At 64.0% G+C, this 21762-nt stretch carries 18 protein-coding genes; 10 read left to right on the forward strand and 8 right to left on the reverse strand.

Annotated features, from left to right (window positions below; all coding sequences use genetic code 11):
• Positions 1-22: 22 nt before the first annotated feature.
• Positions 23-1699, forward strand: a complete 1677-nt coding sequence (pgm, locus tag KIH81_RS02625) for a phosphoglucomutase (alpha-D-glucose-1,6-bisphosphate-dependent) (protein WP_214303952.1) — start codon at positions 23-25, stop codon at positions 1697-1699.
• Between the two features lie 675 nt (positions 1700-2374).
• Here the strand turns inward: pgm and KIH81_RS02630 are convergent.
• The gene (locus KIH81_RS02630) at positions 2375-3112 is read right to left on the reverse strand and encodes a hypothetical protein (protein WP_236029191.1); all 738 of its coding nucleotides are present in this window, start codon (positions 3110-3112) and stop codon (positions 2375-2377) included.
• Positions 3113-3163: 51 nt separating this feature from the next.
• The gene (locus KIH81_RS12005) at positions 3164-3472 is read right to left on the reverse strand and encodes a hypothetical protein (protein ID WP_236029193.1); all 309 of its coding nucleotides are present in this window, start codon (positions 3470-3472) and stop codon (positions 3164-3166) included.
• 351 nt (positions 3473-3823) lie between these two features.
• On the opposite strand from KIH81_RS12005, the gene KIH81_RS02635 reads away from it, so the two are divergent.
• Both KIH81_RS02635 and rpiA read left to right on the forward strand, forming a co-directional pair.
• On the forward strand, positions 3824-4897 hold the full coding sequence (locus KIH81_RS02635) for a ribonuclease H family protein (RefSeq protein ID WP_236029209.1): 1074 nt from the start codon (positions 3824-3826) through the stop codon (positions 4895-4897).
• Between the two features lie 166 nt (positions 4898-5063).
• Positions 5064-5762 (forward strand): ribose-5-phosphate isomerase RpiA, encoded by a 699-nt coding sequence (rpiA, locus tag KIH81_RS02640; RefSeq protein ID WP_214303954.1) that lies wholly within the window; start codon positions 5064-5066, stop codon positions 5760-5762.
• Positions 5763-6065: 303 nt separating this feature from the next.
• Here the strand turns inward: rpiA and KIH81_RS02645 are convergent, their stop codons facing one another.
• Together KIH81_RS02645 and KIH81_RS02650 are read right to left on the reverse strand one after the other, a co-directional pair.
• The gene (locus tag KIH81_RS02645) at positions 6066-6155 is read right to left on the reverse strand and encodes a 30S ribosomal protein bS22 (protein ID WP_004268639.1); all 90 of its coding nucleotides are present in this window, start codon (positions 6153-6155) and stop codon (positions 6066-6068) included.
• A gap of 222 nt (positions 6156-6377) precedes the next feature.
• A complete protein-coding gene (locus KIH81_RS02650) occupies positions 6378-7013 on the reverse strand; it encodes a hypothetical protein (RefSeq protein WP_214303955.1) in 636 nt (211 codons plus the stop codon).
• 158 nt (positions 7014-7171) lie between these two features.
• On the opposite strand from KIH81_RS02650, the gene radA reads away from it, so the two are divergent.
• The 7 genes from radA (at position 7172) to KIH81_RS02685 (ending at position 15207) form a co-directional block, all read left to right on the forward strand.
• A complete protein-coding gene (gene radA / locus KIH81_RS02655) occupies positions 7172-8674 on the forward strand; it encodes a DNA repair protein RadA (RefSeq protein ID WP_214303956.1) in 1503 nt (500 codons plus the stop codon).
• Positions 8675-8718: 44 nt separating this feature from the next.
• Positions 8719-10317 carry an adenosylhomocysteinase gene (locus KIH81_RS02660; protein WP_236029195.1) on the forward strand — a complete coding sequence of 533 codons (1599 nt, stop codon included), beginning with the start codon at positions 8719-8721 and terminating at the stop codon, positions 10315-10317.
• A gap of 97 nt (positions 10318-10414) precedes the next feature.
• A complete protein-coding gene (locus KIH81_RS02665) occupies positions 10415-11803 on the forward strand; it encodes an amidohydrolase family protein (protein ID WP_214303957.1) in 1389 nt (462 codons plus the stop codon).
• A 16-nt stretch (positions 11804-11819) separates the two neighbouring features.
• Positions 11820-12311 carry a cupin domain-containing protein gene (locus tag KIH81_RS02670; RefSeq protein ID WP_214303958.1) on the forward strand — a complete coding sequence of 164 codons (492 nt, stop codon included), beginning with the start codon at positions 11820-11822 and terminating at the stop codon, positions 12309-12311.
• 159 nt (positions 12312-12470) lie between these two features.
• The gene (locus KIH81_RS02675; RefSeq protein ID WP_214303959.1) at positions 12471-13337 is read left to right on the forward strand and encodes an ABC transporter substrate-binding protein; all 867 of its coding nucleotides are present in this window, start codon (positions 12471-12473) and stop codon (positions 13335-13337) included.
• 227 nt (positions 13338-13564) lie between these two features.
• On the forward strand, positions 13565-14407 hold the full coding sequence (locus tag KIH81_RS02680; RefSeq protein ID WP_420829120.1) for an amino acid ABC transporter permease: 843 nt from the start codon (positions 13565-13567) through the stop codon (positions 14405-14407).
• A gap of 14 nt (positions 14408-14421) precedes the next feature.
• A complete protein-coding gene (locus KIH81_RS02685) occupies positions 14422-15207 on the forward strand; it encodes an amino acid ABC transporter ATP-binding protein (RefSeq protein ID WP_214304064.1) in 786 nt (261 codons plus the stop codon).
• 79 nt (positions 15208-15286) lie between these two features.
• Here the strand turns inward: KIH81_RS02685 and ribF are convergent, their stop codons facing one another.
• From ribF to infB, 4 genes are all read right to left on the reverse strand, one after another.
• On the reverse strand, positions 15287-16459 hold the full coding sequence (ribF, locus tag KIH81_RS02690; protein ID WP_214303961.1) for a bifunctional riboflavin kinase/FMN adenylyltransferase: 1173 nt from the start codon (positions 16457-16459) through the stop codon (positions 15287-15289).
• A 247-nt stretch (positions 16460-16706) separates the two neighbouring features.
• Positions 16707-17882, reverse strand: a complete 1176-nt coding sequence (gene truB / locus KIH81_RS02695) for a tRNA pseudouridine(55) synthase TruB (RefSeq protein WP_214303962.1) — start codon at positions 17880-17882, stop codon at positions 16707-16709.
• A 137-nt stretch (positions 17883-18019) separates the two neighbouring features.
• The gene (gene rbfA / locus KIH81_RS02700; RefSeq protein ID WP_214303963.1) at positions 18020-18574 is read right to left on the reverse strand and encodes a 30S ribosome-binding factor RbfA; all 555 of its coding nucleotides are present in this window, start codon (positions 18572-18574) and stop codon (positions 18020-18022) included.
• Between the two features lie 182 nt (positions 18575-18756).
• On the reverse strand, positions 18757-21708 hold the full coding sequence (gene infB / locus KIH81_RS02705; RefSeq protein ID WP_214303964.1) for a translation initiation factor IF-2: 2952 nt from the start codon (positions 21706-21708) through the stop codon (positions 18757-18759).
• Positions 21709-21762 lie beyond the last annotated feature (54 nt).

Below are 21762 nucleotides of genomic sequence, written 5' to 3' on the forward strand. Positions count from 1 at the left end.
AAAACGTGGCACAATAGGGAGCATGGTAGCAAACAATGCGGGTATGCCCGCCACCCCAGCAGATCTGATCAACGTCGATGAGGTCATCGGCAAGTACTATGACCTCGTCCCCGACCCGTCCGTTCCCGAGCAGCGTGTCATCTTCGGCACCTCCGGTCACCGCGGATCGTCCCTGAAGACCTCGTTCAACGAGGCCCACATCATCGCCATCTCCCAGGCCATCGCCGAATACCGCAAGAAGGCCGGCGTGACCGGTCCGCTGTACCTCGGCTCCGACACCCACGCGCTGTCCGGCCCGGCCAAGAAGACCGCCATCGAGGTGCTCGTTGCCAACGGCGTGCACGTGCGCATCGATTCCCGCGACGACTTCGTGCCCACCCCCGTGGTCTCCCAGGCCATCCTGACGCACAACCGCGCCGCCGACGGCACCCAGCGCTTCGAGGGCGAGGGCCTGGCCGACGGCATCGTCGTCACGCCTTCCCACAACCCGCCCACCGACGGCGGCTTCAAGTACGATCCCGTCACCGGCGGCCCGGCCCCGGCCGAGACCACCAACGCCATCGCCGCCCGCGCCAACGAGCTGCTCGGCGACTTCAAGTCCATCAAGCGCGTGCCCTACGAGGAGGCCATCAAGTCCGAGTACGTCGAGGGCTTCGACTTCCGCGAGCACTACGTGGACGATCTGGCCAACGTCATCGACTTCGACGTGATCCGCAACTCCGGCGTGCGTCTGGGCATCGACCCGCTCGGCGGCGCTTCCGTGAACTACTGGCCGCTCATCAACGAGAAGTACGGCCTGAACATCGGCGTGGTGCGCCCGGACGTCGACCCGACCTGGCGCTTCATGACCATCGACCATGACGGCAAGATCCGCATGGACCCGTCCTCCCCGTACGCCATGAAGGGTCTGGTGGACGAGCTCAACGCCGGCGCCTGGGACAAGTATGACCTGGTGGGCGGCACCGACCCGGATGCCGACCGTCACGGCATCGTGTGCCCGAACTGGGGCGTCATGAACCCGAACCACTACATCGCCGTGGTTGTGGAGTACCTGTTCGGCGGCAACCGTCCGGATTGGCCCGCCGGCGCCGGCATCGGCAAGACGCTGGTCTCCTCCTCCCTCATCGACCGCGTGGCCGCGTCCATCAACGCCAAGCTGGTCGAAGTGCCGGTCGGCTTCAAGTGGTTCGTCGACCCGCTGTTCAAGGGCGAGGTCGCGTTCGGCGGCGAGGAGAGCTCCGGCATGAGCTTCCTGCGCAAGGACGGCCGCGTGTGGACCACCGACAAGGACGGTCTGATCCCCGACCTGCTGGCCGCCGAGATCACCGCCAAGACCGGCAAGAACCCGGCCGAGCTGCACAAGGACCAGGTGGCCCGCTTCGGCGAGTCCTGGTACAAGCGCGTGGACACGCCGACCACCCTCGAGCAGAAGCAGAAGTTCGCCAAGCTTTCCGGCGACGACGTGACCGCTTCGACCCTCGCCGGCGAGGAGATCACCGCCAAGCTCACCGAGGCTCCGGGCAACGGCGCCAAGATCGGCGGCCTGAAGGTCACCACCAAGGACAACTGGTTCGCGGCCCGTCCTTCCGGCACCGAGAACATCTACAAGGTGTACGCCGAGTCCTTCGAGAGCCCCGAGGCCCTCGACAAGGTACTCGACGAGGCCAAGGTCGTGGTGGACAAGGCCCTGAGCGAGTGATTCGGGGCTGATACCTGATTTTTTGGCATCACTGGGGTTCCGCTGGAATTCAAGTTCCGGCGGAACCCTTTTTCATGCCCGTTCGGCCAATGAAGCGCAGCGTGCGAAGCTGAAGTATTTACCATTGCGCTCCGTGTTGGATCACTTTCGCTTCCCTGCAGACTCCTGTATGCATTCTCCGTTCGACAGTTCTGGCCATCGGTGCCGATGAAGGGGGCCCGTTCGTTTGATGCGCACATACGTGTGCCTATTCACGTCGCAACTGGGGTATTACGCAGCACGTAGTTGCTAATGATGCTTCATCACTCGCCCCTATTTTCAGTGAAAACGATTGACGCATATACGGGGACAAAAATCCTTGTCCCCATCTTGATTTTTCGTTGTTTTTCGTGAATCGGGGCAAGACGTCTCCGACGGCTTCAATGAGAGATTTCAAGAAATGGCGTCATTCCGCGCTTTTGTGGATTGACATATTGCCCCGATTCTCATATGAAACGATTCATTTGACAATGGGGGCAAGCTCGGTTGTCCCCATCTTGCGAATTGCATGAATAGGCGGAATAGGAGCAAGGAATCATGTACCCTATTCGACTCGCAACCGGTTTCATTGGCAGTGGGGCAAGCTGGCATCGCAAAACGCCCCTTCAAGGCCTTTCACCCACTCACTCCCGGTCATCATCCACCTTGTAGCACGGCCAGCTGCTCGACCGTCATGGCGACAACCCGAAAACCGAATTCCATGCCGCGCAACGCCAATTGTCGGGCAACGGAAAACGCCAAGTCGGCCCGCGCGGAGTCGTCGGCAAAGTTCGAAGCAGTCACCGCGAAAACCACCCAGCCTCGGGCACGCAGACGGTCACGCTTCTCCTGATCGCGTCTCCATTGGGCTTTGTCGGTACGATGCTGATCCCCATCGTATTCGATTCCGACGCGATACTCAGGCCATGCCATATCCAAACTCATCGGCGCCCCGGATTTGAAACTCATGCCAGGCACCATATAGTTCACAACCGGGCGGGGAATGCCATGGCACTGCAACGTCAACCGGCATTCCGACTCCTTTGGGGAATCGACGTTCGGCATCATTAATGCCATAGCACGCATGCATGCCGTCTTGCCATTGAACGAAGATAGGCCATCCGCGAATGCGACAAAATCACGGTGAATGCCGACTGCATCACGCCCTTTTGCCAGTGATGGCTGCCGAGCCATGGCAGTGATGATCGAATCGCCGAGAGCGACCAAAGACGGCAATGGAACATGCACCGCAAGTTGGGCCCATGCGTGGAACAAATCGAGCGCGAACACATGCTGGTTCAGGCGCACCCGATCCGCAACCGACACAGCTTTCCAGGTATGCGCACGAAGCGGTGAATTCCGCACTCTGATGCGCTTCGACTTCGTGCTGGACACCGTATGCAAAGCCTCAGCATCAAGATCGCAATCGGCAGGCAACGGCACGGATTACAACAGCAACGCGGTGGTCATGCCAAACAACAGTTGTCGGTCCAGACGCTTGGCCTCTTCGGTACAACGCTTAAGCGTATCTCGCCTGCGCTTGGCAAGACCGTCCCGCATGGACATCGAGGACGACAACGACTTCGCGCCATTCGCACGTCCGTTCGAGACAGTTTCGTTTCCAGGACTGCCGAAGACCTCGAAATCATCGGACACCGATTCGGCACCCGACCATTCGGCATATGCGGCATCGGCTGAATCCCGCATTATTGTGGCGTTTTCATCGCCTGCATCCCCATTGACGTTATTGCTCATGGCCTCACCATAACGGTCTGAACAGTACGCGCAAAAGCGGGGCATTCATGTGGATACAGCTTATAACCGCATAGGCGGTGTGGATAACTCGGCGGAGATGCTCTCGGCTATGGCAAGGTTGCGTACGCCGTGCGTTAGGGTGGAGCGCATGACGATTGTTGTATCCACGGATTGGTCCGCGCTGGGTAATCCGAATGCTGAGCCGTCAAGCGGAAAGTCCAGTGGGCTTTCCGTAGGCGAAGTGAGCGGGCCCGCCCGCGAAGGGGCCGTTCGGATCGACCGGAAAGCGAGCAAAGCGTGACCATCACAGTATCCACAGACGGATCGGCGCTGGGCAATCCGAACGGCCCAATGGGCTGGGCGTGGGCCGACCACGAGAAGAACGCCGGCGGCAAGCCAGGTCATGAGCATGACGACCACGGCTATGACGCGGGCGGTGCCACGAACGGCACGAACCAGATCGGCGAGTTGTGCGCGGTGCTGGAGGCGCTGCGTGCGCATCCCGGCAGCGAGCCACTGCTCATCGAATCCGATTCGCAGTACGCCATCAACTGCTCGACCACATGGGTCAAGGGCTGGAAGCGCAACGGCTGGAAGAACTCGCAGAAGAAGCCGGTGAAGAACGTCGAGCTCATCAAGGCCATCGACGCGGAGATCTCCCGCCGACCCGGCCCGGTGAGCTTCAAGTGGGTCAAGGGACATGCAGGCAACGCGGGCAACGAGCTGGTGGATGAGCTGGCACGCACCTATGCGGGCGACTGTCGGTCCGGCGCGCGCGACGGGTACCTGCCCATCGAGGGATGGCAGTCGCTGCTGCATTCCGAATATTCCCGCGGCACCGATGTGCCGCCGGATGTGCAGCTGGTGCTGGACGGCCAGGCGGATGCGTCGAGCCTGCGCAAGCCCCTTGAATCCGGTGCTACGAAGTCCGGCAAGGGCGACGACAAGGGCGAAGGTTCCCACGCCAAGTCGCGCGGCGGGCAATCGCTGGCCGATCTGCTGGCCGAACCGGAAGGTGTGCCGGATCTTGATTTCGGCGACCGGCCGACCGACGATATCACAGACGCGACAAACGCGATGCGCAAGACCGATACCACGGCAGGCACATCAGTCGCAACGGACACTCAGCCGGCATCCCCGGACCCCGTCAGGATTCCCAAAGCCAACAGCGCGGACGATAGCGCCGCGGCTCCGGCAAACCGACAGTCTCACGGCCCTGCGCCAATCGCAACCACGCCTATGGCGGCGGCCGCGAAACCGAGCGGACTGACGGTGTCGGGCACGCTGGTCTTCTCCCCCGCGCCCAAGACCAGCCCGTACTTCAACGGCCAACCGATGCCGATTTCCGGCGTCATCGCCATCGAGGGATATGTGGACGGCGACGGCAATCTGACCATCACGAACGCGCCGTTCATGCGTCAGTGACGGCCGCCTGACCGGCCGTCTAATCGGCCGTCATGCAACCAACATCACAAACGCCGACCAAAAGCGGACACGACGGCACAACTTCGTTCACGCGCGTTAGGATAGGAATCGGACTTCACTCCGTTAATACATCCGTGAAGCGCTGAAGGCAAAGGAGAAAAACGCAATGGATAAGGCACAGCAGGATGCCCTCAAGAAGGCGGCCGGCATCGAAGCCGCCAAGCTCATCGAGAACGGCATGATCGCCGGCCTCGGCACCGGTTCCACCGTCAAGTTCCTGGTGGACGAGCTGGGCCGCCGCGTGCAGGAGGAGGGTCTTGAGTTCACGGGCGTGACCACCTCCCGTCGTACGCAGGAGCAGGCCGAGAGCTACGGCATCAAGATCGTGGACATCGACGACGTGGATCACATCGACGTGACCATCGACGGCGCCGACGAGGTGGACAAGAACTTCAACGGCATCAAGGGCGGCGGTGCCGCCCTGCTGTGGGAGAAGATCGTGGCCACCAACTCCGACAAGATCGTGTGGATCGTGGACGAGTCCAAGGTCGTGGACACCATCGGCAAGTTCCCGCTGCCGGTCGAGGTGATTCCGTTCGGCGCCGGCCACGTGGTCAAGGAGTTCGAGGCCAAGGGCTACAAGCCGGTGCTTCGTCTGGACGCCGAGGGCAAGGAGGTGCGCACCGACGAGAACAACTTCGTGGTGGACCTGCATCTGGGCCGCATCGACCACCCGCAGGAGCTGGCCGAGGATCTTATCAACACGGTCGGCGTGGTGGAGCACGGCCTGTTCCTCAACATGGTGGACAAGGTCATCGTGGGCGATCCGAACGGCCCGCGCGTGATGACCAACTCCAACAAGTGAGTCGGTCGCCGAATCAGCTCTAATCCGGTCTGATTCGGCCTGACGAAACGGAAGCCGCCTTCGCGTGATTCGTCGCGCGGAAGGCGGCTTCCGTTTTTTCGGGTGACGACAAGAAGAAAACTCTGTTGAACCAAGATTGACATGAATTTCATTGGACTACCCCTCAGTCGGCTCCGCCGACAGCTCCCCTGACAAGGGAAGCCGAAAGAATGGAGGCCATTCAATCTTGGTTTAACAGAGGCAAAAAGAAACCCCGCGGCCGAACGGCTCACGGGGTTTTCAATGCCTTGATTGCAGGTAAGACTACTTACGCTGGTGGCGGGTCTTACGCAGCAGTTTGCGGTGCTTCTTCTTGCTCATCCGCTTGCGGCGCTTCTTGATGACAGAACCCATCTGAAGCCTCCATTTCGATTAATCGTAAAAGTTGCAACTCGCACAATACTACACATCCAGCCAGACAGCGGACAATCGCATGTTGGCTGTGTCGCCGCACGCGCCTCGGCAAGGCCGTCAAAACCCTACGAAATCAACAGTTTTGACAGTCCCGGCACATCCGGTGAATTCCGTCTGACGGGTTGCGAGTCGCCTGGACGCAAGGATGCGGTTGCGCGGGAATCACATCGGGAACTTCTGATAGAAGCGCTCGACGGCCTCCTTGGTGCCGGTCGCCTGGAAGACGACCGTGTCGTTCTGCCAGATGGCCACGGACTTCTTCGCGTCCGAAGCGTCCGCCTTGACCACGTAGGCTCCGGTCACGTTGCCGGAGACCTTCACATTGCCGGAGGCCTGTTCATCGCCGGTCTGGGCGGCGACCAGCGCGTCATACTGCGTCTTGGCGCTGTCCGACGTGGACCACTGGGCGGCGATCAGCGTGACGTCCTTGGCCTTCTCGCCGGTGGAGTAGGTCAGCGTGTACTCTTCGAGCGGCGAGGCGGCGCTCCATGTGGTGGAAGCGTCGGCCTTGGTGCGCGCGTAGTTGAGCACGCTGTCCGGCATGGCCTTGAGCAGCTCGGTGGCGTCGTCCGGAAGGGCCGTCGCCTCGATGGTCGGCGTGGTCGGCTCGGCTTCCGCGGACTGCTGCTGGCTGCTGCTTCCGCCCTGGGCGGTGGCACCGGCGTCCTTCTTGATGGCCCAGCCCGGCCAGACGAAGGCCGACAGCACTGCCAGAATGATGACGACGGCAGCGGCGATCACCACTGCGATGAGCTTGCCATGGGACTGCGTGGTCGAAGAGTTCTCGGTGTTAGTCATGCCCCTGATTCTCTCACAGCGGCGTGACGCTGGCCGGCCGTGTGATCGCGGGTTTCCGTGCCGCAGGTGAATGTATGGTGAATCGATGGTTTTCGGCTTGATTCCGTCGGGTTCGGTAAAATTTTACCGTCCTGCAAAACCCGGGTTAGGGTGGAGTCATGGCGAAAACGACTGTGCAATATGTGTGTTCCGAATGCGGCTGGAACGGGACGAAATGGTATGGCCGGTGCCCCGAGTGCGGACAATGGGGCACCGTGGAGGAGTTCCATGAGTCCCGTCCCGTCGCGGGTTCGCGCACGGCGGCTCCGGGGCGCACGTCGCGCACGCAGTCGGCCGCGGTGCCGTCGGATGCCCGTGCCGCGGCTCGCCCCATCACCGAGATCGGCACGGAAACCGTGGAACGGCTGGAGACCGGGTTCTCGGAGTTCGATCGCGTGCTGGGCGGCGGTGTGGTGCCTGGTTCGGTCACGCTGATCGCCGGCGAGCCGGGTATCGGCAAGTCGACGCTGCTGTTGCAGACGGCGGGCAATATCGCGCGGGCCGTACGCGGAACCGGCGGTACGCGGCGTCCAGGGCGTACCACCGGCTCGGATACCGTGCTGTACATTTCCGGCGAGGAATCGCAGGCTCAGGTGCGATTGCGGGCCTCGCGCATCGATGCGGTGGAGCCGAATCTGCTGCTGGCCTCCACCACCGATCTGTCCACGGTGTTGGGGCTCATCGAGCAGCACAAGCCGGCGTTGGCGATCGTGGATTCCGCGCAGACCATCATCTCGCAGGAGGTCGATGGCATCTCGGGCGGTTCCACGCAGGTGCGTGAGGTGGCGAGCGCCCTGATCGACACCGCCAAATCGCTCGACATTCCGGTGTTTCTGGTGGGTCATGTGACCAAGGACGGCTCGATAGCCGGCCCGCGTACATTGGAGCATCTGGTGGACGTGGTCTGCCAGTTCGAGGGAGACAGCGAGACGGCATTGCGTATGCTGCGTGCGGTGAAGAACCGTTTCGGTCCCACGGATGAGGTGGGTTGCTTCGATATGAGCGGCGAGGGCATCGAGGAGGTCACCGATCCGGCCGGCCTGTTCCTGTCCGGTTCGGGGCCGAATGCGGCCGATAACGCGCCGATCGAGGGCACATGCGTCACGTTCACGCTGGATGGGCATCGCAGTCTGCCCATCGAGGTGCAGGCGCTGGTCACCACATCGGTGCTGCCCACTCCACGGCGTGCGGTCAATGGCGTGGATCCGAGCCGCATCGCCATGCTGACGGCGGTGCTGTACCGCCATAGCAAGCTGAATCTGCTGGCGAACGACCTGTACGTTTCCACCATCGCCGGGGGCCAGGCCAAGGAGCCCGCCTCGGACCTGGCGATCGCGAGCGCGTTGGCGAGCGCGGCCACGTCCAGACCCATAGCACGTACCACATGCGCCATCGGCGAGATCTCCCTGACCGGGCAGATACGTCCGGCGCCCCGCATGGAATACCGTCTGCGCGAAGCCGCGCGCCTCGGGTTCACCACGGCCATCATCGCGCCGTTGCGCAAACCGTTGCACATCGATGGGCTGCGGCTGGTGGAGGCCGGTACATTGCAGGACGCCTTGGCTGCATTGGGGCTGACTTCCGGTGCCAAGACGCCGAAACGGCAGGCGCAGGGAATGTAGGATAGCCAACATCGAAACCATCGGACAACGGGAACGGTGATGATATGACTGGAATGGATTTTGCCACTTGGGCGATGACCTATTCACAGCGGACGAATCGGTCTGTGGCCGGCTCCCGCATGACGGTGCCGCGAACGGAGGATGCGGCCGCGTTCGCCGAGGCGGCAGGCCAGTGGGGCGTGGCCGTCCGGCGAACGGAACGGAACGATGTGCCGGCAAGCGGTCCGGCAGGCATGGAGCCAGACAACGGTGATTCGGCGCGCGTAGACGGTCCGGCAAGTGGAGACGGTTCGGCAAGTAGGGTCATCCCCGCAAGTGGGGCGGTCATGATGGCCGATGCGGACGTCACCGCGGATCTGTCCGAGACCGTCGAAGAGCCGGATTCCGTCTTGACGTTGCAGGATGTGCGCAAACTGGACGGCAGGGACGCCATCGATTACGCCGAACGGCATATGACGGTGCTGCGCACGTTGATGGACGAATTACGGCAGGACACGGATTTCACGGACGTGCGCATCGCCGTATGTCTGGTGCTGGAGCCGAAAACGGCGGTATTGCTGCGTCAGCTCAAGGCGGCCGGTGCCGTGGTCGGCGTATTCGCCGACCCTTCGGAGACGGATCAACGGGTGGCGGAGCAGCTTCGCCACGAGGGCATCGTCGTCGAGGCCGACGCGGGATGGTCCCCGCGGCAGACACAGGAGGGAGCACTGCGCTTGCTGGACGAGATCCGCCCGCAGATCATCATCGATGACGGCGCGAGTTTCGCCAGGCTCGCGGCGGCCCAACGCCCGGAGCTGCTGGACGGGCTCATCGGCGTGGCCGAGGAGACGACCAGCGGCGTACGCGCCTTCCAGGCCATGCAGGAGGCGGGAGCGCTGTCGTTCCCCGTGGTCGCGGTCAATGACAGCGTGCTCAAGACCGGGTTCGACAACATGCATGGAACGGGCGAGACCTGCGTGACCACCATGCAGGAACTGCTTGGAGCGCACTGTTTCCGGGATAGGACCGTGGCGGTGATCGGATACGGGCCGGTTGGCAAGGGATTTGCGCTACGGGTCCGTGCCTTGGGCGCGCAGGTGCTGGTCTGCGACACGGATCCCGTCGCGGCGCTGAAGGCCGTGTTCGATGGTTTTGCCGCCTGCGACATCGATGATGCCGTGGCCGAGGCGGACATCGTCGTCTCCGCAACTGGTGTGCGGCACACCATCGCAGTGGAGCATATGCGACTCATGCGCGCAGGCGCGGTGCTTTCAGTGATCGGCGGCATCGCCAACGAAATCGCGCTTGACGACATTCCCGGTTTCCGGCATGACAATACGCAATCCCTCAGCACCATCGACGTGCCGGACGGCCCCGCGCTCACCCTGCTCGCACAGGGTGACGGCGTCAACTACACGGCCGGCGGCGGCAATCCCATCGAGATCATGGATCTGAGCTTCGCCGTCCAGGCGAGCGCGGTCTGTCACCTGCTCGCCCATCACCGTGACGGTCATCGGCTCAGCGCCGGCGTGCACCGTCTCGGGGCCGAGGCCGACCGCCGCATCGCCGCCGTCGCGCTGCGTACGCGGGGGCAATCGGCCAGCCATGCCGTGGCCGACAACGGGTACGCCTGGAACCTCACCCGGTTCGACGATATGGCCTGAGTGCTTCTACGAAATCGCCACGGCATGTCACACGACATGCCCACGCCCCATCGCGATGAAATGAGTGCCGCGAAGCCGGTATAAAGGAGGGATGACCATGACCGATGATTCGTTCGACCCGTTGTATGCGGCCGCGCACCCGACTCCGCTCGACTCGGTGACGTTGTACAGCGCACCGCTCATCATTCCCGTCACCGGACCGGTGATCATGGACGGCGCCATCGCGGTGGCCGGCAGCCGCGTGGTGCATGTGGGCACGCGGCGTTGGGTGCTTGATACGCTCAAGCAGGATATGGCCCCGCAGGGGCGCATCGAGGAGCATCATTGGCATGGCGTGATCACCCCGGGCCTCATCAACGCGCATACGCACCTGCAGTACACGAATATGGCCGAAGTGGGCCAAGGTTCCTATTCGAGCTTCCGCGACTGGGAGCTCGGGTTCAATCCGGTGTACGAGCACCTGTGCCAGGAAGGCGACTGGAAGCAGTCCGCGGAACAGGGCGCCCGGATGATGGTCGAGGCGGGCGTCACGGCGGCCGCCGATATCGTCACCGACCCCGAGGCCGCCGGAGCGCTTGCCTCCCAGGGCATGCACGGCGTGGCCTACTGGGAGGTGATGGACTGGCATAACGACGACTGGCGCAAGGTGGGGGTGCGCGAACTCGTCCGGCATCTTGGCCGCATGCGGCAGGAGGACCTGCCCAGCATCGGCATCAGCCCGCACGCGCCCTACACGTTGGAGACCGCGCCGTTCGTGGATCTGCCGGATATCGCCCGTCAGCTCGACATGCGTCTGCACATCCATCTGGCGGAGACGCCGATGGAGGCCGGCGACCGCGAAACCACCCTGTCCACGTATTCGGCGGCTTCCTGGCGTGACCAGGATTGGACCAGCTACCAGCAACTCAGGGAAGCCGGCCAGGGCGCATCCGCCATCCAGTTCCTCGACCAGCTCGGTTCGCTCGGCCCCGATGTGCATATCGCGCACGGCGTCTGGGCGGATACGGAGGACCGACGTATCCTCCGTCAGCGAGGGGTCGGCGTCGCCCTGTGCCCCCGGTCGAACCGCATCACGGTGACCGGCCGGGACGCCCCGATCAGGGAATATCTCGAGGAAGGCAACCTGCTGGCCGTCGGCACCGATTCGCTGTCGAGCTCGCCCAGTCTGGATGTGCTCGACGATGTGGCGATGCTGTATGACCTGGCTCGCGAACAGGGGTATATGAAGGACGATCTGACGCACCGCCTGATCCGCATGATGACGTTGGGCGGCGCCCAGGAACTCGGCATGCATGTGGGTGCGGGCCGTATCGGACAGATCAACGCCGGCGCGATGGCCGATCTCGCCTTCTTCGACGTGCCCGTGTACGTGGCCACCCCACGCGGCATCGAGGACACGCTGGAGGAGCTGGTTCGCAACGGTGCCGGCACGAACCGGGCAACGGTGATTTCAGGCCGTGTGGTCTACAACAACGGCGCATGGTGAACGAAAGGAGCAACGCATGAGCGTTCCATTGGAGGAGATGAGCCCGTACGCGCGTTCCGTGGTGCAGCGTCTCGGGCTTGAGGCCCATCCCGAAGGCGGCTGGTATACGCGCGACTGGCAGTCGCCGCTGCCGGAGCCGGACAGCGGGCGTCCGCTCGCCTCGCTGATCTACTTCCTGCTGCCGGAGGGCGACGCCAGCGCCTGGCATAAGGTGGACGCCGATGAGATCTGGCTGTGGCATGGCCCCGCCACCGTCACTCTGGAGCTTGGCGGCGACGGCGAGCAGCCGGCCGACGATCCGAGCGAGCGGCGGGCCATCGTGCTCGGCAACGGCATCGCACCGGAATCCCAGGCCGAGGAGCACGGCCAATCACAGGACGGCGCTCCCGTCGGGCATGCGATCGTTCCCGCCGGCGTATGGCAGCGCACGGTTCCCGGACACGGCGATGCATTGGTCTCCTGCGTGGTCTCCCCCGGCTTCACCTTCGAGGGATTCACGCTGCAATAGGATCCAACGTCGCCCACCGGTTCCTACCGGTCGCATGTGCATCGCATGATCCTCCGATAACCCGTCATCGCGGGAACCGATAGCACCGGCAACATGTCGCATGCACCGAATAACTATCTTGTACTAGGACAGGAAGCAAGAAAAGAAGGAGAACACCCCATGTCATTCAAGTCCGCCGTCCGCGTGTTCGCCGCCGGCATCACCGCCGCGACGCTCATGTTCACCGCCGCCTGCGGTTCGTCCAACACCTCCTCCGACGCCAACGCCGGAGGCAGCGACAGCTCCGACATCACGCAGCAGACCGTCACCCCCGGCACGCTCACCATCGCCACCGGCGACCCGGCCTACGAGCCGTGGGTCATGAACGACAAGCCGGAGTCCGGCGAGGGTTTCGAGGCCGCGCTGGCCTACGCCGTGGCCGACAAGCTCGGCTTCAAGAAGGACAACGTGAAGTGGATCCGCACCACGTTCGACTCCGCCATCGCCCCCGGCGCCAAGGATTGGGATCTCAACATCCAGCAGTTCGGCATCACCGACGAGCGCAAGCAGGCCGTCGACTTCTCCTCCGGCTACTACAAGGACACGCAGTCCGTGGTCGTCAAGAAGGACGGCAAGTTCGCTTCCGCCAAGTCGCTGTCCGACCTCAAGGACGCGGTGATCGGCGTGATGGTCGGCACGCAGGCCTACACGATCGTCCAGAGCAAGATCAAGGACGACATCCAGACCTTCAATGACGACGCCTCGCTCGCCCAGGCGCTCGACGCCGGCCAGATCGACGCGCTGGTGACCAACACGGTCGAAAGCGTGTACATGGTCCAGTCCGAGCAGGTCAAAGACGCCGAGGTGCTCGGCCGCATCGTCGGCTCCGAGGACAAGGACGGCCTGGGCATCGTGCTGCCGAAGGACTCCAAGCTCACCTCGGCCGTCACCAAGGCCGTGGACGACCTGAACGCCGACGGCACGCTCAAGCAGCTGCAGGACAAGTGGCTGGCCGAGTACACCACCGACCTGGCCGAGCTCAAGTAAGGTCGGCAAGCAAGTCCAGCCCAACCAGGTGCCGCACGACCGCATGCATGACGGTTCGTCCGCACCGATTCGAACCCGTCGGAGGAGAGATCATCTCGACCGGCGGGTTCGTCGTCTCGCGTTCCACATTGCGCGACACCAATCTCAAACCCGTTCGGACACTGCAATACAATCCACATATGGTCGATTCTCAATCCACGCATGATTCCGCCGCCGGAGCATCATCCATGCCGCCGGTGAGCGAAATCGAACTCTCCCGCCGTGACTATCGGCGCAAGCAGCAGCTCAAGTCGGTGGTCACCAGCCTGGTCAGCACCATCGTGCTGGCCATCATCGTCGTCACGGGATTGAAGATGTCCCCCGGCTGGCCGCGCGTCAAGCAGACCTTCTTCTCCCCCGAATACTTCGTCAAGTCCCTGCCCAAAACCATCGACGGCCTCTGGCTCAACCTCCAGGTGCTGGTCGTGGCCGTGATCGGCGTCGCCATCTTCGCCACGCTCATCGCCCTGGTGCGTACGAGCAAGAACCCGGTGATGTTCCCGCTGCGCGTGCTGGCCGCCCTGTACACCACGGTGATGCGCGGCATCCCGATGATCGTCGTGCTGTACCTCATCGGCTTCGGCATTCCGGGACTGGGCCTGTTCGGCCGCATCAACCCGGCCATCCTCGGCACGATCGCCGTCATCATGGGCTACAGCGCCTATGTGGCCGAGGTGCTGCGCGCCGGCTTCAACGACGTGCACCCCTCGCAGCGCGCCTCGGCACGCTCGCTGGGTCTGACCGCCGGCCAGACGACACGCATGATCGTCATTCCGCAGGCCCTGCGCAAGGTGGCGCCGGCGCTGATGAACGATTTCATCTCGATGCAGAAGGACGTCGGCCTCATCTCCGTGCTGGGCGCGGTGGATGCGGTGCGCGCGGCCCAGATCGAGGTCGCCAGCTCGTACAACTTCACGCCGTATGTGGTGGCGAGCCTGCTGTTCATCCTGATGAGCGTGCCGTTCATTCTGCTGAACGACTGGTATACGGCGCGACTGCGCAAGCGCGAACTGAGTGGAGGCACGGTATGAGCACGGATCAGAACATGCGGCGGGACACGCTCGCACAGACCCCGGCAGCCATTCAGGAGAACACCGCTCAGCCGGTGCTGCGGCTGGATAACGTTCGCAAGTCCTTCGGTTCCACGCAGGTGCTGCGAGGCATCTCGTTCGATGTCAAGCAGCATGAGGTGGTGGCGTTGCTCGGCCCGTCCGGTTCCGGCAAGTCCACGCTGATGAAGTGCGTCAACCTGCTCGAACAGGTCGACGACGGCCAGATCTGGCTCGGTTCCACGGACATCACCGACCCGCGTGCCAACCAGGATCGCATCCGCGCGCGCATCGGCGTGGTGTTCCAGCAGTTCAACCTGTTCCCGCACATGTCGGTGCTGAAGAACGTGACGCTGGCCGCCATCAAGGTGCATCATTGGTCGAAGGACCGTGCCGAGGCGCGCGCTTTGGAATTACTGGATCGTATCGGCATGCGGGCCAAGGCCAAGGCCTATCCCGATCAGCTCTCCGGTGGCCAGCAGCAGCGCGTGGCCATCGCCCGTGCGCTGATGACCGACCCCGAGCTGCTGCTGCTCGACGAGATCACGTCGGCGCTTGATCCGATGCTCGTGGGCGAGGTGCTGAACATGGTGGCCGAGCTCAAGTCGCAGGGCACCACGATCCTCATGGCGACGCACGAGATGAGTTTCGCGCATGATGCGGCCGACCGCGTGGTGCTGATGCGCAACGGCATCATCGCCGAGAACGGCACGCCGCGTGAGGTGATGGACGAGTCGAACGATCCGCAGACGCGCGAGTTCTTCGCGCACTTCCGCCACTAACGCCACCGATTGGTTCGATAAACTCAATCGTAATGGCCCTGACAAGGAAATCCCGTATTCCTCATCAGGGCCATTATTTTCACTTGCCGGGCTCGGTGACGCGCTTGGTTTCCTCGACGTTGCGCCTGAGCTCGTCCACAAGCTGGTCGGGGCCATCGAACTTGACCTGTGGTCGCAGGAAGCCGGCGAACTCCACGCGGACCTTGTGGCCGTAGAGGTCGATCCAATCGTCGGTGATGCAATAGGACTCCACCACGCGCTCATGGAGACCGGTCTTCTCGCTGAAGGTGGGCTTGGTGCCGATGGAGATGGCGGCGGGCCAACGGCGGGCTTCCGCTCCGGCGGGGACGGCCCCGTCCTTGTCGGTGCCCAGATCCACAAGCCAGCCGGCGTAGACGCCGTCCACGGGGATGTAGCCTTCGATGTCGCCGCCCAGATTGGCGGTGGGGAAACCGATGGTGCGGCCACGCTCCTCGCCGTGCACCACTTCGCCTTCGATGGCGTGCGGTTCGCCCAAGATCGCGTTGGCGTCCTGGATGCGGCCGTGGGCCAGCAGATAGCGCACATTGGTGGAGCTCCAGGCGCGCATGGCCTTGGCCTGGTGCTTCTTGCTCCAGGCGCGGCGTTCGGCCTTGGTGGCGTTCGCCAGCGGGTCGGCGGGCTCGCCCCATTCGGTGGGCATCTCCGGCTTGAAGTCGCGCGGGATGCGCACCTCGCCGGGACCGCGGTCGTCCACCACGTCCAGTTCGAAGACGCCGGTGGCGGCGGCCAGGTTGGCGATATGCGGCACGTCGCCTTCACGGCCCTTGCCGAAGGCGGCGTCCTGGCCAAGCACCAGCGTGCGCATGCCGAGCTTGCCGGTGAGGCGTCCAAGGAAAAAGATGTACGACTTGGCGGCGAAGGCCAGCGTGTAGTGCACCACAAGCACATGATCCACGCCCAGCGCCTCGATGCGGCGCAGCCGTTCATGCACGCTGGTCAGTGCTTCGGCGTCGATGTTCTCCTCGCCGGGTTCCTGACCGTCATGCTTGGCGGCCCAGCCATGCACGAAGGCGGGGCGCGGGTCGAACAGGATCACCACGGAGAAGGAATCGTGCTGGTGGGCGAGCTCGACCACGCGCCTGATCACGGCCTGATGGCCCAAGTGCATGCCGTCGAAGGCACCAAGGGTCACCACGGCTTTCTTGTCGTTATCAAACGAGGGCCATTCGACTTCGCCCTGGGCGTCCGGAGTCAGATGCGTGATGTTCATCGTGTTGCGTCCTGTCCTTTGTCGTACATGTTATGTCCGTGTTTTTGGGTTCGACCCGTCAGTCCTGTCAGACCATGATTGATGCACATCCCATTGCGCTACCCCTCAGTCGGCTCCGCCGACAGCTCCCCTGACAAGGGGAGCCAGGGAAAGGACACGTCAATCTCAGCCCAGAAGAGCCGTACCATATGCTTTCCGACCTTGCGACGCGCAGCATGCATGTGACGCAAGGCAAACCGCGTTCAGTCTACTCGGCGGGGAATACGGTGACCGGCTTGGCCTGATGCGCGTTCGCGCGTTCCAGAATGGCCACCACATCGTGCGTCTGGGGCACGATGGCCACGGTCGGCTCTCCGATCACCCGTTCGATGCGGCGTCCGAACCGCAGTTCGGCGGCCTCGTCCGGGGTGATGTCCAACGCGGGCATGGCCCCGCGCGCGGCCTGTTCCATGGTGAGCGCGCGGCCGAGCAGCCATTCGCGCCGCTCTTCACCGGACAGTTCCACCGGGGTGTCCAATACGCATTTGTTGCGGGTGACGGTTTCGCCGTCGCGGTTGGTGAAGGTCTTGGATTCGCTGTAAGCGGTGACCGCGTGGTCACGGGTGGCTGCCATGGCCTCATCGCCGATGAGGCCACTGGTATCGTCCGGCAGGGCGAAACGACCGACCCGCGTGCGGCGCAGGCGGATCAGATGGCCGCCAACGCCCAGTTCAGCACCCAAATCGCGGGCCAGGGCACGGATGTACGTGCCGGACGAGCAGCTGACGCGCACGTCCACGTCGAGCACCGGAATGGGCGGAACGCTCGAAGCGGCCATGGCGATCGGAACAGCCGAGATCGTCGGCCCGGACGAATCAGCGGTCTCGCGCCAATCGACGGTCTCCCGCAGCGGTTCGCCGGCCCGCTCCCCCGCCACATACCCCTGGCGGACGGCGAGTACGACGAATTCACTGATATGCACCGGGCGGGCCTTGAGCTCCACGTCCTTGCCTTCGCGGGCCAGGTCGTAGGCGCGCTTGCCATTGATTTTGATGGCCGAGAACGTGTTGGGCACCTGTTCGATGTCCCCGGTGAAGTGGTCGGCGATGGCGGCGCGGATCTCATCCTGCGTCACACCCGTAACGGTACGGGCGCCCTCGCCGGACGCGACGACCAGCTCGCCCTCGGCGTCATCGGTGGTGGTGCCCAGACCGAGTCGAATCGTGGCCTCATAGGTCTTGTCATGCTCCACGATGGCGCTGAGCAGCCTGGTGGCGTGGCCGAATGCGATGACCAATGCGCCGGTGGCCATCGGATCGAGCGTGCCGGCATGACCGACCTTCTTGATGTGCAGTGCGCCACGCACCGCAGCCACCGCGTCGAAGCTGGTCACGCCCTGCGGTTTGTCGATGATGATGAGGCCGCTTGGAGCGGGTTGTGCCATGTGCTTGTTTTCCCCCTGATGAACGTGTTCGACTCTGCTACACCACGATTGACATGAATCCTACTGGACCGCCCTCAGCCGGCTCCACCGTCAGCCACTTTCGGTTCTCCGCACAGGGGGAGCCGAAAGAGACGAACTTACTCGCTCAGTCCTTCTTCGGTGGCGCCATCCTCTGAATCGAAGTCCACGCCGTCATCGGAGTCATCGTCGAAGTCGGCGTCGTAATCGACTTCGTCCTCGCCATCCTCGTCGGCAGGTTCGTCGTCATGCTTGTACGGGTCGGCGTCGCCGGCGTACTGGGCGGTGGCACGAGCTTTGGCCAGTTCCTCGTCGCGCTTGCGGGCCAGGGCCAGGATGTCCTCGATCTCGTGGGCCTCGCCGGGCACCTCGTCGAACACGAACTGGAGCTGCGGGGTCAGACGCAGGCCGGCCTTGCGGCCGACGAGCGTGCGCAGGTGGCCCTTGGCCTGGTCAAGGGCCTGCTGGGCGCGCTTGCGTTCGCCGGACTCCTTGCCTTCGTGGCCGAGCTGGGTCCAGTAGATCTTGGCGATCTGCAGATCGTTGGTCACGCGCACTTCGGTGACGGTGATGTTGGTCAGTCGCTTGTCGTGCAGCTCACGCTCGATGGAGGAGGCGACGACGCGCTGGATCAGGGCCGCGATACGCGCGGCGCGGGGGTTGGTTCCCGCCATAGAGGTTCCTTTCAAAAAACTCGGCTCCCCTCCCGAGGAGGAGCTGTCGGACGGAGTGAGACTGCGGGGAGTACGTCAGCAAACTTGCGGCGCTCCCCCAGCCCGCTTCGCGGACAGCTCCCCTCGGTGAGGGGAGCCAGCGAAGATGACAGGTTCTCCCGCCATGGGAGAACCGTGATGGACTACTTGCGCTCGACCTCGCGCATCTCGAAGGTCTCGATGATGTCGCCGAGGGCGATGTCGTTGAAGGAGCCGAGGTTGATACCGGCCTCGTAGCCTTCCTTGACGGACTGGACGTCGTCCTTGAAGCGACGCAGCGAGGAGATTTCCAGGTCGTTGACCGTGGCCACGCCGTTGCGCAGGATACGGCACTTCGTACCGCGCTTGACCTCGCCGTCCTGCACCATGACGCCGGCGATGTTGCCGAACTTGGAGGAGCGGAAGATCTCGCGGATCTCGGAGTGGGAGGTGACGACCTCCTCGTATTCCGGCTTGAGCATGCCCTTGAGGGCGGCCTCGATGTCCTCGATGGCCTTGTAGATGACCGAGTAGTACTTGATCTCCACGCCCTCGCGCTCGGCAAGGTCCGCGACCTGACGGTTCGGACGCACGTTGAAGCCGATGATGACGGCCTTGTCGACCGTGGCGAGGTTGACGTCGTTCTGCGTGATGGCGCCGACGCCGCGGTGGATGACCTGGATGCCGACCTCGTCGGACACCTCGATCTTCATCAGGGAGTCCTCCAGCGCCTCGACGGAACCGGACGAATCGCCCTTGATGACGATGTTGAGCATGTCGATCTCGGACTCGGCGAACTTCTTCTTGAAGTCCTCCAGGGACACGACCTTGCGGCGCTTCGCCAGCTGGGCGGCGCGCTCGGTGGCCTGACGCTTCTCGGCGATCTGGCGGGCGGCGCGATCGTCGGAGGCGACCAGGAAGAGGTCGCCTGCGGTCGGCACGGAGGTCAGACCCAGCACCTGGACAGGCGTGGACGGGCCGGCGGCCTCCATGGTCTGGCCGTTCTCGTCGAGCATGGCGCGGACGCGGCCGTACGAGGTGCCGGCCACGATGGCGTCGCCCACGTGCAGGGTACCCTGCTGGACGAGCACGGTGGCCACGGCGCCGCGGCCCTTGTCGAGTCGGGCCTCGATGGTGGCGCCACGGGCGTCCATATCAGGGTTGGCACGCAGGTCAAGCTCGGCGTCGGCCGTGAGCAGCACGGCTTCGAGGAGCTTGTCCACGTTGATGTTCTGCTTGGCGGAGATGTCCACGAACATGGTGTCACCACCATACTCCTCGGGCACCAGACCGAACTCGGTGAGCTGGCCACGCACCTTCTCCGGGTTGGCGCCAGGCACATCGATCTTGTTGACGGCCACGACGATCGGCACCTTGGCGGCCTGCGCGTGGTTGATGGCCTCGACGGTCTGGGGCATCACGCCGTCGTCCGCGGCGACCACGAGGATCGCGACGTCGGTGAGCTCGGCACCGCGGGCACGCATGGCGGTGAACGCCTCGTGGCCAGGGGTATCGAGGAACGTGATCTTGCGCTTCTCGCCGTCCAGCGTGACGGTGACCTGGTATGCACCGATGCGCTGGGTGATGCCGCCGGCCTCACGTGCGATGACGTTGGTCTTACGGATCGTATCCAGCAGTCGGGTCTTACCATGGTCGACGTGGCCCATGACGGTGACGACCGGCGGGCGCGGCTTCAGATCCGCGTCATCCTGCAGCTCTTCCTCATCAAGGTTGATGTCGAACTGCTGGAGCAGCTCCTTGTCCTCCTCCTCGGCGGAGACGAGCTGGATGTTCCAGCCGATTTCCTCGCCCAGGATCTGGAAGGTCTCCTCGTCCAGGGACTGGGTGGCGGTGGCCATCTGGCCAAGGTGGAAGAGCACGGTGACCAGTGCGGCCTGGTTCACGTTGATCTTCTCGGCGAGGTCGGCGAGGGACGCGCCCTGACGCAGACGGATGGTCTGGCCGTTGCCGTTCGGGATGCGAACGCCGCCGATGGTCGGTGCTTTCAGCTCCTCGTACTCATGACGCTTCGCCAGACGGTTCTTGCGGGCCTTCGAGGACTTGCCGCCCTGACGACCGAACGCGCCTGCGGCACCGCCGCGACCGCGACCGCCGCCGCGTGCGGGACCGTTGGACGGAGCACCGCCGCCCTGGAAGTTGTTGCCGCCCTGGCCGCCGCGGAATCCACCGCGGGCACCGCCTTGGGCGCCGGCACCACCGCCCTGACCCGGACGGCTGTGGCCCCACTGGCCCGGACGCGGCGCACCGCCGCCCTGACCCGGACGACCGTTGCGGAAGCCGCCACGGCCCTGACCGGCACCCTGGCCCGGACGACCCGGACGACCGTTGCGGCCGCCCTCGGCGGTCGGACGCGCCATCGGATGCGGACGCGGAATGTCACCCGGAGTGGGGGTGTGCATGCCCTGCTTGCGGGAGAACGGGTTGTTGCCCGGACGCGGGCCCGGCGTGTGCGGACGCGGAATCGCGTTGGAGGCGGCGCTGTTGCCGTTGCCGGTGTTGCCGCCCTGCTGGCCGTTGTTGTGGTTGGCACCCGGACGCGGGGTCGGCATGTTGCCGTTGCGGCCGTTCTGGTGCTGACCCTGCTGGCCGCCGTTCGGACGGCCCTGGCCCGGACGACCCTGACGGCCATTCTCGCGGCCCTCGCGGTTGTCGCGGTTCTCATGCTGCTGATGACGACCCGGCACCGGAGCGCCCGGACGACCACCCTGCGGACGCGGCGCAGGCGTGCCGGGAGTGGCGCGACGGGCCGGACCGGGGGTCGGGGCGTGCGGAGCCGGAGTAGCGTGCGGAGTGGCCGGGGTCGCCTGAGCGTGGGATGCGGAAGCGGCCGGGGCGGCGGGTGCCGGAGCCGGCTTGTGCTGCGCCGGCTTAGCGGCGGCAGGCTTCGCGGTGTTCTGGGGACGGGCGGAAGCAGGCTTCTGATCGCCCTTGTTGTTGTCCTTGGCAAACGCGGCCTTCAGGCGGCGTGCCACAGGAGGCTCGATCGTAGAGGAAGCGGACTTGACGAACTCCCCCATGTCCTTCAGCTTCTCAAGGACGGTCTTGCTGTCGACATGCAAGTCCTTGGCCAATTCGTATACGCGCGGTTTCGCCACTAATTACTCCTATCTGCGACCACGCGGCATGGGCGTGGTCAGTTGGTGATGACG

The sequence above is a fragment of the Bifidobacterium miconisargentati genome (genome assembly GCF_019331675.1).
Classification (GTDB): domain Bacteria; phylum Actinomycetota; class Actinomycetes; order Actinomycetales; family Bifidobacteriaceae; genus Bifidobacterium; species Bifidobacterium miconisargentati.

Excerpts from the sequence above, each read along its gene's own strand:
- pgm (WP_214303952.1), top strand. The coding sequence starts at position 23 with ATGGTAGCAAACAATGCGGGTATGCCCGCCACCCCAGCAGATCTGATC.
- KIH81_RS12005 (WP_236029193.1), bottom strand. The coding sequence starts at position 3,472 with ATGAGCAATAACGTCAATGGGGATGCAGGCGATGAAAACGCCACAATA.
- KIH81_RS02635 (WP_236029209.1), top strand. The coding sequence starts at position 3,824 with ATGGGCTGGGCGTGGGCCGACCACGAGAAGAACGCCGGCGGCAAGCCA.
- rpiA (WP_214303954.1), top strand. The coding sequence starts at position 5,064 with ATGGATAAGGCACAGCAGGATGCCCTCAAGAAGGCGGCCGGCATCGAA.
- KIH81_RS02645 (WP_004268639.1), bottom strand. The coding sequence starts at position 6,155 with ATGGGTTCTGTCATCAAGAAGCGCCGCAAGCGGATGAGCAAGAAGAAG.
- KIH81_RS02650 (WP_214303955.1), bottom strand. The coding sequence starts at position 7,013 with ATGACTAACACCGAGAACTCTTCGACCACGCAGTCCCATGGCAAGCTC.
- radA (WP_214303956.1), top strand. The coding sequence starts at position 7,172 with ATGGCGAAAACGACTGTGCAATATGTGTGTTCCGAATGCGGCTGGAAC.
- KIH81_RS02660 (WP_236029195.1), top strand. The coding sequence starts at position 8,719 with ATGACTGGAATGGATTTTGCCACTTGGGCGATGACCTATTCACAGCGG.
- KIH81_RS02665 (WP_214303957.1), top strand. The coding sequence starts at position 10,415 with ATGACCGATGATTCGTTCGACCCGTTGTATGCGGCCGCGCACCCGACT.
- KIH81_RS02670 (WP_214303958.1), top strand. The coding sequence starts at position 11,820 with ATGAGCGTTCCATTGGAGGAGATGAGCCCGTACGCGCGTTCCGTGGTG.
- KIH81_RS02675 (WP_214303959.1), top strand. The coding sequence starts at position 12,471 with ATGTCATTCAAGTCCGCCGTCCGCGTGTTCGCCGCCGGCATCACCGCC.
- KIH81_RS02680 (WP_420829120.1), top strand. The coding sequence starts at position 13,565 with ATGCCGCCGGTGAGCGAAATCGAACTCTCCCGCCGTGACTATCGGCGC.
- KIH81_RS02685 (WP_214304064.1), top strand. The coding sequence starts at position 14,422 with ATGCGGCGGGACACGCTCGCACAGACCCCGGCAGCCATTCAGGAGAAC.
- ribF (WP_214303961.1), bottom strand. The coding sequence starts at position 16,459 with ATGAACATCACGCATCTGACTCCGGACGCCCAGGGCGAAGTCGAATGG.
- truB (WP_214303962.1), bottom strand. The coding sequence starts at position 17,882 with ATGGCACAACCCGCTCCAAGCGGCCTCATCATCATCGACAAACCGCAG.
- rbfA (WP_214303963.1), bottom strand. The coding sequence starts at position 18,574 with ATGGCGGGAACCAACCCCCGCGCCGCGCGTATCGCGGCCCTGATCCAG.